Genomic DNA, 12,114 nt, shown 5'->3' with positions numbered 1-12,114 from the left:
CCGCTAAATTAACCTCTGACGAAGAAATCGTGAATGTTGTTTTACAAAAACTATAAATATTAAATATGGAAGCTTTAATTAAATTTGTTCAAGACGAATTTGTAACAAAAAAAGAATTTGCAGAATTTGCTGCAGGAGATACAATAACTGTATACTACGAAATTAAAGAGGGTGAAAAAGTAAGAACTCAGTTTTTTAGAGGAGTTGTTATACAAAGAAGAGGAACTGGTCTTTCTGAAACTTTTACAATCAGAAAAATGTCTGGTACAGTAGGTGTTGAAAGAATTTTCCCTGTAAACTTACCTTCTATTCAAAAAATTGAAGTTAATAAAAGAGGTAAAGTACGTAGAGCTCGTATTTTCTACTTTAGAGGTCTTACTGGTAAAAAAGCTAGAATTACTGAAAAAAGAAGATAATCTCTTTTACACTATAATATTAAAAAAGCGTTTTGAATTTTCAGAACGCTTTTTTTAATGAACAAATGTTAACAACCTTAGTTAATATTCTGTTGATTATTAATTAGTTAATTTTTTTGAGCAATTAGAAATCAATCTTACTTTTGAACTTATATTTACAATTTAATTAAACTTATAAGTCTTCAAAACTAATAATAATTATAGTAAATATATAAAGAAAGGTAAAGTTCCTTATAAATTATTGTCATCATTCTCGATGTTTATTACTTAAACATACATCTAAAAAACGTATAATTATAAAATTGTACTTATTTAGGTTATGACAATTGAAATAGGTTATATTTTTTATATTAAATACAAACAATATAAAACTATTTCTAAAAAGCGATATCAAACAATAAATTGTTTGATATCGCTTTTATTTTATACTCATTATAAATTTACTTCTCCTTATTTTAAATTATTCTCATTAAAAGATAATAAATAATAAGAAATTAACAATAAGAAAGTCATCAGTAATTCTTAAATTTGTTCCGCTTATTTTTTGAGCAATTCCAACTTTTATCAATCTAAAATAACATACAGATAATGGCTAAAATTATATACACAAAAACAGATGAAGCTCCAGCATTGGCTACTCGTTCTTTTTTACCAATTGTAAAAGCTTTCACAAAATCTTCTAATGTAGAAATTGAAACAAAAGACATTTCTTTAGCTACTAGAATTTTAGCAAGTTTTTCAGATTTTCTAAATGAAGATCAACAAGTAGAAGATGCTTTAGCAGAGTTAGCCGAATTGACAAAAAAACCGGAAGCTAATATTATAAAATTACCTAATATTAGTGCTTCTGTACCACAATTAAAAGCGGCTATTGAAGAGCTACAAACTTTAGGTTACGCAATCCCAGATTTTCCTGAAGAAATAAAAACAGATGAGGATAAAGCAATTTTAGCACGTTATAATAAAGTAAAAGGCTCTGCTGTAAATCCTGTTTTACGTGAAGGAAATTCTGATAGAAGAGCTCCTAAAGCTGTAAAAAATTACGCTCGTAAAAATCCTCACTCAATGGGTGCATGGAGTTCTGATTCCAAAACTAGTGTTGCTACAATGAGCGAAGGAGATTTTGCTAATAACGAAAAATCTATAACTGTAGACAAAGCCACTAACATCAATATCGTTCACATTGCTAACGACGGCACAAAAACTCCATTAAAAGAAAATTTAGCTTTAATTGACGGAGAAATTATTGATGCTACTGTTTTGAGTAAAAAAGCATTGCTTGCATTTTTAGAAAAAGAATTTGCTGATGCAAAAAAACAAGGTGTATTACTTTCATTACACATGAAAGCAACTATGATGAAAGTTTCTGATCCTATCATTTTTGGTCATGCCGTAAGAGTATACTTTAAAGAATTGTTTGAAAAATACGGAGACCTTTTTGATGAAATCGGAGTTGACGTAAATAATGGTTTTGGTAATTTATTAAGTAATCTTGATGAAGTTTCTCCAGAGAAAAAAACTGAAATCTTAGCTGATATTGATGCTATTTATAAAAAAAATGCAGATTTAGCAATGGTAAATTCTGATAAAGGAATTACCAATTTAAACGTTCCTTCTGATATCATTATTGATGCTTCTATGCCAGCAATGATTAGAACTTCTGGTAAAATGTGGAATGCTAAAGGTGAATTACAAGATACAAAAGCAGTGATTCCTGATAGTTCTTACGCAGATATTTACTCTGCAACCATAGATTTTTGTAAAAAACATGGTGCATTTGACCCAACAACAATGGGAACTGTACCTAATGTTGGTTTAATGGCACAAAAAGCAGAAGAATATGGATCTCACGATAAAACGTTTGAAATTGCTGCTGATGGAAAAGTACAAGTTATAGACGAAAACGGAACTATCTTACTTGAACATAATGTAGAAAGTGGAGATATTTGGAGAATGTGTCAAGCAAAAGATTTACCAATTCAAGACTGGATAAAATTAGCTGTAACAAGAGCTAGAGAATCTAACACACCAGCAGTTTTTTGGTTAGATAAAAACAGAGCACATGATGCTGAGATCATTAAAAAGGTAAATCTATACTTACCAAAATATGATACTACTGGATTAGACATTAGAATTCTATCTCCTCTAAAAGCTACAGAGTTTACACTAGAAAGAATTATTAATGGAGAAGATACAATCTCTGTTTCAGGAAACGTATTAAGAGATTATTTAACAGATTTATTTCCAATTTTAGAATTAGGTACTTCTGCAAAAATGTTGTCTATAGTACCTTTAATGAAGGGTGGTGGTATGTTTGAAACTGGAGCAGGTGGATCTGCCCCAAAACACGTACAACAGTTTTTAAATGAAAATCATTTAAGATGGGATTCTTTAGGAGAATTTTTAGCCTTAGCAGTTTCTTTAGAACATTTAGGAAATACAACAAATAATTCTAAAGCTTTAGTTTTATCAGAAACTTTAGATGATGCAACAGATAAATTTTTAGATAATAAAAAATCTCCTTCAAGAAAAGTGGGCGAATTAGACAATAGAGGTTCTCATTTTTACTTGGCTTTATATTGGGCTGAAGCATTAGCTAATCAAGACAAAGACTCAGAATTAAAAGCTCAATTTAAAATTGTTGCAGCTTCATTAAAAGAAAATGAAACGAAAATTATTTCTGAATTAAATGAGATACAAGGAAAACCCGTAAATATTGGAGGATATTATAAACCTACTGAAGAGTTAGTAAATAATTCAATGAGACCAAATAGCACATTAAATGCTATTTTAAGTTCAATCTAATTGAATGTATTTCTAGATATAAATATAAAGAGTGCTTTTTAAGCACTCTTTTTTTTAGATTTGTTTTAAATTTAAAAAAGATAGAAATAAATAATTCAGTCTACAATTAAAACATTTTTTTAGGTCTATTTACTTTCAAAAGCGTACTTTTGTTTATTAAAAAACAATAATCATTAAACAAAATAATGTATAAAAAAATATTTTTACTAATTATCCTTTTCCCTCTATCTTTTTTGGGGCAAGAAAAAATAACCCTTAGTGGAACCGTTTATGACGAGCTAAATAACGAAACTCTTATTGGTGTTTCTATTTATTTTCCTGAATTAAATTCTGGAACAACTACCAATGAATATGGATTTTATTCTATAACCATTCCAAAAGGAAATTATAAAATACAAGTAAGTTATTTAGGATACAAACCTTTTCTAACAACTTTAAACTTATCAGAAAAAACTTCTAAAAATTTTAAATTAAAAGAAGAAACAGAAAGTTTAGATGAAATCATCATTGAAAGTAACATAGAAAAACTAAATGTAAGAACAGCTCAAATGAGTGTTAACAGACTTACAGCTGCGTCAATAAAACAAATTCCTGTAGTTTTAGGAGAAGCAGATATTATTAAATCTTTAATACTTTTACCAGGTGTAACTAGCGCTGGTGAAGGTGCTTCTGGCTTTAATGTTCGTGGTGGTGCGGCAGATCAAAATTTAATTTTATTAGATGAAGCTACTGTTTTTAACTCATCACATCTATTTGGCTTTTTCTCGGTTTTTAATCCTGATGTAATAAAAGACATCAAACTATATAAAGGTGGAATTCCTGCAAAATACGGAGGAAGATTGTCTTCTGTTTTAGACATTTATCAAAAAGAAGGAAATAGTAAAAATTTTAATTTAACTGGTGGAATTGGTTTAGTTTCAAGTCGATTATTAGCTGAAGGTCCTATAGAAAAAGAAAAAAGTTCTTTTTTAATTGGTGGTAGAGCTTCTTATGCTCATCTTTTTTTACCACTATTTGATAATGATAACAAAGCTTATTTTTATGATTTAAACAGCAAAATTAACTATCGTTTTAACGATAGAAACAACCTTTTTTTATCTACCTATTTTGGGAAAGATGTTTTTGGAATTAGCGATAATTTTGTAAACACATACGGAAATACCGTTGCAAACTTGCGCTGGAATCACCTTTTTTCAGACAAATTATTTTCTAATTTATCCTTAATTTATTCAGATTATTTTTATGGATTAACTCTTGATTTTGTTGGTTTCGAGTGGGATTCTGGCATAACCAACTTTAACCTAAAATACGATTTTAAACATTATTTAAATGAAAAATTTAAATTGAGTTATGGAATTAATAATATTTACATCAAATTTAATCCAGGAGAAATTACTCCTAATAGAGAAGACTCCGGAATTGTTGCAGAAAAACTAATCGACAAATATGCTAATGAATTTGCAGCCTATATAAATGTAGAGCACAAAGTTAACAATAGCCTACGTTTTCAATATGGAATTCGTTTTAGCAACTTTAAACGATTAGGACAAGATGAACTAAACATTTATGAAAATGATTTGCCAGTAATCTATAATTCTGAGTTTAAAAAATATGAATCTGCAGAAGCTATTGGTACAGAAAGTTTTAAAAGAAAAAATGTGATTTCTAATTTTAGCAATATAGAACCACGCCTATCTATGTCTTATATTATAGATGATAACACTTCTGTAAAAGCTAGTTATAATAGAATGGCACAATACCTTCATTTACTCTCTAATACTTCTTCTCCTACTCCATTAGATGTTTGGACTCCAAGTGGAAAATACATAAAACCACAATTACTCGATCAATATGCAATTGGATATTTTAAAAACTTAAAAAATGGAGATTATTCTATAGAAACAGAAGCTTTTTACAAAGACATTCAAAATAGAATAGACTACATAAACGGAGCCAATTTAATTGCAAATAATGAAATTGAAACCGTTATTTTAAATGGAAAAGCAAGAGCTTATGGTTTAGAAATTTTGTTAAAAAAGAATGAAGGAAAACTAAAAGGATGGTTTGCATATACCTTATCAAGATCTGAACAATTAACTGAAGGAAGAAATGCAAATGAACCTGGAATTAATCAAGGAAATTGGTATAATACGCCTTTTGATAAAACTCACGATTTTTCTATAAATGCAAGTTACGAATTAAATAAAAAATGGACATTTAATTCTAATTTCGTGTTTCAAACAGGACAACCTACAAATTATCCTGTTGGGCAATATGAAGTTCAAGGACTAAATGTACCAATTTATGATGACAACAGAAGAAATGCCGATAGATTACCAGCATATCATCGATTAGATATTTCTGCTACCTTAACCCCAAGAAAAAACAAAAATAGAAAATGGCAAGCAGAATGGGTTTTTGGTATTTATAATTTATATGGAAGGCAAAATGCAGCTTCCATCAACTTTAAACAGAACAGAGAAACCTTTAGAAATGAAGCTATAAAAACTTCCATTTTTGGATTAGTTCCTTCTGTAACCTATAACTTTAAATTTTAAGGCAATGAAAAAATCATATATAATTTCCGTTTTAATTATCATCTTTTTTTCTAATTGTGAAAAAGTAATAGATATTGATGTTCCTTCAACAGAACCTAGATTGGTAATAGATGCTTCTTTTGAAATACTGTTTAACGAAAATCCTGTAGTAGCAAATACTATTGTAAAATTAAGTTTATCTGCTGATTATTTTGATGATGACATACCTCCAGTTACCAATGCAGATGTATTTTTAACAAACTTATCTAATAATACCATTATAACTTTTTCTGATGGAAATTCTGATGGAAATTACGAACCAACTACTTCGTTTATTCCTGCGGATGATATAACGTATGAATTGACTGTTATTTATGAAAACCAAATATACAAAGGGAAGGCTACAAAAGTAAAATCAACTCCTTTTACAAGTGTAATTCAAGGAGATGAAACTCTTTTTTCAGGAAAAGAAACCGAAATAAAAATCACCTTTAAAGATCCTCCAATTGTAGAAAATTATTATTTATTTGATTTTGATAAAAATTTATTCTTAGCAATTGATGATCGATATTTTAATGGTTCTAATTATAATTTTTCTTTTTTCTATCAAGAAGATGATATTGAATTACCAACGACTGTAAACATAAAAATGTCTGGAGTCACCAAAGAATTCTACACCTATTTTGAAGTTTTAATAAGTCAAAGCGGACAAAATTCTGGTGGGCCCTTTCAATCAGCTCCATCCTCTTTATTAGGAAATATGATAAACACCACAAACGAAGTTAATTTTCCTTTAGGTTATTTTCACATATCAGAAACAGATACATACAGTTTAAACTTAATAGAGAAAGATTAATTTTGTTATATAAAATTCTATTAAAAATAGAGAAAAACTGTATTTTTGAGCGATGACTTTTATAAAAACAACAGAACAAGATTCTAACTATAATCAGTTAGAAAAAATGTCTTTGGCAGATTTGTTAACAAACATTAATAATGAAGATAAAACAGTACCTTTTGCCGTAGAAAAATCGTTGCCACAAATAGAAAAATTAACTCAACAAATAGTCGACAAATTAAAAATTGGTGGAAGACTTTTTTATATTGGAGCAGGTACAAGTGGTCGTTTAGGAGTTTTAGATGCATCTGAATGTCCACCAACTTTTGGTGTTCCAAGTGAATTAGTTGTTGGATTAATTGCTGGAGGAGATACTGCTATTAGAAACGCGGTTGAATTTGCAGAAGATTCGACAAACCAAGGTTGGTTAGATTTACAAGAAAAAAACATTTGCAACAAAGATGTTGTTATTGGCATTGCTGCTTCAGGAACAACTCCATATGTAATTACTGCTTTAGAAGAATGTAATAAAAATAAAATTATTACGGGATGTATAACTTGTAATAAAAATAGCCCCTTAGCAGATGTGTCTCAATTTCCAATAGAAGTAATTGTAGGTCCAGAATTTGTAACCGGAAGCTCTAGAATGAAAGCAGGAACCGCACAAAAACTTGTCTTGAACATGATTTCTACGTCAACCATGATTCAGTTAGGAAAAATTAAAGGCAATAAAATGGTAGACATGCAACTTTCTAACAAAAAATTAGTAAATAGAGGAGAAAACATGTTAGTTTCAGAATTAAATATCGACCAAAATATGGCTAGCAAATTATTAGCTAAGTATGGAAGTGTAAGAAACGCTGTAAAAAATTATAAAAAATGAGTACAGATGTAAACTTATTAGGCAAAGGATTAAGACAATTAGCTTTTCTAATTCTATTATTTATTCTCTCTCCTATTTCGTTAACTATGGGGTTTAAAGCCCTAAAAAAATACTCAGAGAGCCCAGAAATTTATATTGCCTATCTAATTTTAGGTTTCAGTTTTATAATTATAATTTTTACTTTTTACTTTGCTTTCAAAACTTTTAAGACTTTGCTTAATTCAATATTTGTAGATTCTAAAAAATAATAATGCAACATACTGATGGAATCATAATTATCTTATCCTATCCAGATACAGTAGTAAGACCAGCATATTGGGAAATTTCTAGTAAAATTTGGCCTAAAATAGGTATTGGTAGCAAACACGCCATACAAGCAGGTCATGCTGCTCTTTTATTAATTCAAAAAGACAATCCTAAAATTAATTATTTTGATTTTGGAAGATATATTACCACATATGGAAATGGGCGTGTAAGATCTAAAGAAACTGATCCAGAGCTAGAAATACCCCTTCATGCTGAATTTAAAAACGGAATTTTATCTAATTTAGAAAACATCTTACTTTGGATTGAAAGTCATCCTGATAAAACCCATGGAGAAGGAAGGTTAATTGCTAGCGTTAATACTGCTATTGATTATTTTAAAGCTAAAGATTTTATTAATGATTTAATCAAACAAAAGGAAATTCCTTATGGAGCTTTCATAAAAAAAGGTACCAATTGTGCTCGATTTGTAACGGATACTATTTTACATTCTTGTCATAAAAAAAGCATTAAATTAAAATTAAAGGCTTCTTATTTACTAACCCCTAGTCCTATAGGGAATGTTATAAAAGGGACAACAGAAGAAAAAGTTTACACCATTTTTAAACAAGAACTTAAAGAGTATTCTAATAGATCAATAGTCAAAGAATATAAGGCTTCTTTCTTTAATAAATTTGATAAAGAGCTTATTTTAGAAGGGACAGAGTTACCAAATAAAAAACATTTTAACTTACCCAAAGGAACCTGGTTAGGAGGAATTGGTAGTGGTGCTTGGTTTAAAATTGAAGCAAAATTAAATCAAAAATTCTATAAAATTGCTAGGTATACGAGTAATGGAAACAAAGATTTTGAAGGATTGTTTAACGCTAAAAACGTTAACTTTAATCCCAAAGAAGAACATCATTTTATACACCCAACCAATTGTTTTGAAGTTTTTATAAAGCAAAATGAAGAAGTTTTTTCTTTTAAAAGATCTTCTTAAGAATTCTTACAAACACTCATTTTAGGAGTTGTTGGATTAAAACCAAAATCTGCATCTGGAAGTTCTATTCCTAATTGATAAATGATATATCCAATTGTTGCAAAATGATGTAGAGCATGACTTTGAGCCTGCATCAAAGCTGCAGCTAAAGAATAATTTGCTGTAAACTTTCCCAAACCTAAATCATCCGAAATTTGAACTGTAGCAGTAAAATCAACTTCATTAATTTCTCTTAATTGAGAAATTACTTTGTTAAAGTACAATATACCATTAACTGTTTTAGTCTGTGCTAATTCATTTCTTTCTCTAATAGACAAATCTACAGATTTACTTTCTAAACCATTAAAAACACAGGTAAAAACATCTAAAACGTGACGAATATGACAACCTATACTAGAAAAATAAGGTGCTACAGATTTATCAGCATATTCCTCATCAGAAATTGTTTTTAATAATTTTATTCCTCTTTCTAAATTTTTCTCAATGGCATCAATCATAAAAGTTAATTTCTTGTTTTAGTCGTTAAATCTTTGCTCAATTTACAAGTTCTTTTTCTTTTATTGAAACTATTTTAAATATTTTATAAACCCTTAAAAAACAAAAACTTAAAACCGAATACCGAGAAATAAAACACAAAACCGAATACGATGATTATTTTTTTGGCACGTTCTTTGAAAATACAATAATCAAATACGGAAGCCGAAAAGTATTTAGAGTAGGCAAAACCCTTAAAACCATATATTATGAAAAAAGGTGTACTTATATTAATAGGAATGTTCATGATGGTTTCTACTGTTGAAGCCAAAAATGGCAACGAACTACCAAACAGAATTGGGTTTAATTACTCTTATGATAACTCCGTAAATTTTATTGAACGCGGTATAGAATTTTTTGTTTTTACAAATGGAGATTTTGATTTTAATACTCTTTCCAACAGCTCTTACTATGATTACAATGGTAAAAGAACAAGAAGAACTGTAGGTGTTAAAATTGACAGAGATTTTAGAGGAAGAATAAGAAGAGTTGGAAATGTTTTTATCAATTATGATCTAAGAGGAAATGTGACTAGAATTGGAAACATTTTCATGAGATATAATAGAGGAAAACTTACAAAAGTAGGTGATTTACAAATACGTTATGATAGAATGGGATACCCTGTTTTTTATGGAAACGTAAAAAATTATTACTACGATAATGACATTAAAATTAATTTAAGTTTTGGAGATGTTTTTGAATACAACGACACCTATTTCTACAAAAGAGATTTTAGAAGTAACTATTCTCAAATTAGAGAAGACAATAATTTCTATTATTATAAAGCTAAACCAAATGCTAAAATTGGGAAGCGTAGTAAAATTTTAAAAAGAAGAAAGCCTGTTTCTAAAAAAGTGCAAAAGAAAATTGTTAAGAGAAACACAAATCATTCTTATAGAAAATCTAATGACAGAAAAACTCCTGTTGCCAAAAGAAAAACGAATATAAAAGAAACAAAAAGAGTAACTACAAGAAAAAGAAATTAATAAAACAGGTGTTTATACCTAAATAAACCCCTTAGTAGTTCTCTATCTTTGTAATATCAATTTTATAATTGATTATTGTATAACTATGATAAGTTGTGATAGAAAAAGTAGAAGTCAAAAGCCTCATTTATAGTTATAAATGAGGCTTTTTAAATTTTAAAACTTATTTCAATTTATCTGATCAACTTTTTATATTTAATACGTTTTGGCATTAAATCTCCACCTAAACGATTCTTTTTATTTTCTTCATAATCAGAAAAAGATCCTTCAAAGAAATACACTTCACTATTACCTTCAAAAGCTAAAATATGAGTACAAACTCTATCTAAAAACCATCTATCGTGACTAATAACCACAGCACATCCAGCAAAATTTTCTAGCCCTTCTTCTAACGCCCTTAATGTATTAACATCCAAATCATTTGTAGGTTCATCTAATAACAGTACATTCCCTTCCTCTTTCAAAGTCATTGCTAAATGCAGTCTATTTCTTTCTCCTCCAGATAATGTAGCAACTTTTTTATTTTGTTCGCTTCCCGAGAAATTAAAACGACTTAAATAAGCTCTAGAATTCACTTGCTTTCCTCCCATCATTACTAAATCCTGACCATCGGAAAAATTTTCCCAAATAGTTTTATTAGGATCTATATCAGAATGTGCTTGATCTACGTATGCAATTTTAGCTGTTTCACCAACCTTAAAACTTCCTGAATCAGGGGTTTCTTCTCCCATAATCATTTTAAAAATGGTAGTTTTTCCTGCTCCATTAGGTCCAATAACACCTACAATTCCCGCTTGTGGAAGATTAAATTCTAAATTTTCATATAATATTTTATCATCAAAAGCCTTAGAAACACCAGAAGCCTCAATCACATTTGTACCTAAACGTGGTCCGTTTGGAATATAGATTTCTAATTTTTCATCAACTTGTTTCTGATCTTGACTCATTAATTTGTCGTAGTTCTTTAAACGTGCTTTTTGCTTTGTTTGACGACCTTTTGCTCCTTGACGAACCCATTCTAACTCCCTTTCTAATGTTTTTTGACGTTTAGAAGCTGTTTTACTTTCTTGTGCCATTCTATTTGATTTCTGATCTAACCAAGAAGAGTAATTTCCTTTCCAAGGAATTCCTTCACCTCGATCCAATTCAAGAATCCAACCGGCAACATTATCTAAAAAATATCTATCGTGCGTTACTGCAATTACAGTTCCTTTATATTGCGCCAAATGATGTTCTAACCAATGTACAGATTCTGCATCTAAGTGATTGGTAGGTTCATCTAACAATAAAATTTCTGGCTCTTGTAATAATAGTCTACATAAAGCAACACGTCTTTTTTCTCCACCAGAAAGCACACCTATTTTTTTATCAGAATCTGGAGTTCTTAAGGCATCCATTGCTATTTCTAATTTGGTATCTAATTCCCACGCATTAGCAGCATCAATTTTATCTTGCAATTCTGCTTGTTGCGCCATTAGTTTCTCCATCTTATCCGCATCAGAATAGACTTCTTCTAAACCAAACATGTCGTTGATTTTATTGTATTCATCAAGAATTGCAACAGTTTCTGCAACCCCTTCTTTTACAATCTCTAATACCGTTTTTTCTGGATCTAATTGTGGTTCTTGTTCTAAATACCCAACATTATAACCTGGTGAAAAAGTTACATCACCTTGAAAATTCTTTTCTACTCCTGCTATTATTTTTAATAAAGTTGATTTTCCTGATCCATTTAACCCAAGAATACCAATTTTTGCTCCGTAAAAGAAACTTAAATAAATATCTTTTAAAACTTGTTTATTTGTTGATTGGTAGGTTTTAGAAACCTTGTTCATTGAAAAGATAACTTTCTTATCGTCTGACATTTTT

General features: G+C 29.3%; 10 protein-coding genes. 8 read left to right on the top strand and 2 right to left on the bottom strand.

The window, feature by feature from the left end; genetic code table 11:
* Positions 1–65: 65 nt before the first annotated feature.
* From rplS to MC378_RS01205, 7 genes are all read left to right on the top strand, one after another.
* Entirely contained in the window at positions 66–416 is a 351-nt protein-coding gene (gene rplS / locus MC378_RS01235) for a 50S ribosomal protein L19 (RefSeq protein ID WP_088354144.1), read from the top strand.
* Positions 417–1,004: 588 nt separating this feature from the next.
* Positions 1,005–3,221 (top strand): NADP-dependent isocitrate dehydrogenase, encoded by a 2,217-nt coding sequence (locus MC378_RS01230; protein ID WP_242176891.1) that lies wholly within the window; start codon positions 1,005–1,007, stop codon positions 3,219–3,221.
* A gap of 185 nt (positions 3,222–3,406) precedes the next feature.
* Positions 3,407–5,779: a TonB-dependent receptor gene (locus MC378_RS01225; protein ID WP_242176890.1), complete on the top strand. Its 2,373-nt coding sequence runs from the start codon at positions 3,407–3,409 to the stop codon at positions 5,777–5,779.
* 4 nt (positions 5,780–5,783) lie between these two features.
* A complete protein-coding gene (locus MC378_RS01220; protein ID WP_242176889.1) occupies positions 5,784–6,614 on the top strand; it encodes a DUF4249 family protein in 831 nt (276 codons plus the stop codon).
* Positions 6,615–6,666: 52 nt separating this feature from the next.
* The gene (murQ, locus tag MC378_RS01215; protein ID WP_242176888.1) at positions 6,667–7,479 is read left to right on the top strand and encodes an N-acetylmuramic acid 6-phosphate etherase; all 813 of its coding nucleotides are present in this window, start codon (positions 6,667–6,669) and stop codon (positions 7,477–7,479) included.
* Positions 7,476–7,727 (top strand): DUF6095 family protein, encoded by a 252-nt coding sequence (locus MC378_RS01210; RefSeq protein WP_242176887.1) that lies wholly within the window; start codon positions 7,476–7,478, stop codon positions 7,725–7,727. Before murQ ends, MC378_RS01210 begins: the two co-directional genes overlap by 4 nt.
* A gap of 2 nt (positions 7,728–7,729) precedes the next feature.
* Positions 7,730–8,725 carry a DUF6695 family protein gene (locus tag MC378_RS01205; protein ID WP_242176886.1) on the top strand — a complete coding sequence of 332 codons (996 nt, stop codon included), beginning with the start codon at positions 7,730–7,732 and terminating at the stop codon, positions 8,723–8,725.
* Here the strand turns inward: MC378_RS01205 and MC378_RS01200 are convergent.
* Positions 8,722–9,222: a DinB family protein gene (locus tag MC378_RS01200; RefSeq protein WP_242176885.1), complete on the bottom strand. Its 501-nt coding sequence runs from the start codon at positions 9,220–9,222 to the stop codon at positions 8,722–8,724. The two genes, MC378_RS01205 and MC378_RS01200, sit on opposite strands and share 4 nt — an antisense overlap.
* 246 nt (positions 9,223–9,468) lie before the next feature.
* On the opposite strand from MC378_RS01200, the gene MC378_RS01195 reads away from it, so the two are divergent.
* Entirely contained in the window at positions 9,469–10,245 is a 777-nt protein-coding gene (locus MC378_RS01195; RefSeq protein WP_242176884.1) for a hypothetical protein, read from the top strand.
* Positions 10,246–10,418: 173 nt separating this feature from the next.
* Here MC378_RS01195 and ettA read toward each other — a convergent pair whose 3' ends face one another.
* Positions 10,419–12,110 (bottom strand): energy-dependent translational throttle protein EttA, encoded by a 1,692-nt coding sequence (gene ettA, locus MC378_RS01190; protein ID WP_242176883.1) that lies wholly within the window; start codon positions 12,108–12,110, stop codon positions 10,419–10,421.
* Positions 12,111–12,114: the final 4 nt, after the last annotated feature.

Origin of the sequence: Polaribacter marinus (assembly GCF_022662535.1) — a bacterium.
GTDB classification, from domain to species: domain Bacteria; phylum Bacteroidota; class Bacteroidia; order Flavobacteriales; family Flavobacteriaceae; genus Polaribacter; species Polaribacter marinus.
This window is presented reverse-complemented; position numbering and strand designations above follow the sequence as displayed.

Bases quoted from the DNA above. Each gene is read 5' to 3' on its own strand.
- rplS (WP_088354144.1), top strand. From the start codon at position 66: ATGGAAGCTTTAATTAAATTTGTTCAAGACGAATTTGTAACAAAAAAA.
- MC378_RS01230 (WP_242176891.1), top strand. From the start codon at position 1,005: ATGGCTAAAATTATATACACAAAAACAGATGAAGCTCCAGCATTGGCT.
- MC378_RS01225 (WP_242176890.1), top strand. From the start codon at position 3,407: ATGTATAAAAAAATATTTTTACTAATTATCCTTTTCCCTCTATCTTTT.
- MC378_RS01220 (WP_242176889.1), top strand. From the start codon at position 5,784: ATGAAAAAATCATATATAATTTCCGTTTTAATTATCATCTTTTTTTCT.
- murQ (WP_242176888.1), top strand. From the start codon at position 6,667: ATGACTTTTATAAAAACAACAGAACAAGATTCTAACTATAATCAGTTA.
- MC378_RS01210 (WP_242176887.1), top strand. From the start codon at position 7,476: ATGAGTACAGATGTAAACTTATTAGGCAAAGGATTAAGACAATTAGCT.
- MC378_RS01205 (WP_242176886.1), top strand. From the start codon at position 7,730: ATGCAACATACTGATGGAATCATAATTATCTTATCCTATCCAGATACA.
- MC378_RS01200 (WP_242176885.1), bottom strand. From the start codon at position 9,222: ATGATTGATGCCATTGAGAAAAATTTAGAAAGAGGAATAAAATTATTA.
- MC378_RS01195 (WP_242176884.1), top strand. From the start codon at position 9,469: ATGAAAAAAGGTGTACTTATATTAATAGGAATGTTCATGATGGTTTCT.
- ettA (WP_242176883.1), bottom strand. From the start codon at position 12,110: ATGTCAGACGATAAGAAAGTTATCTTTTCAATGAACAAGGTTTCTAAA.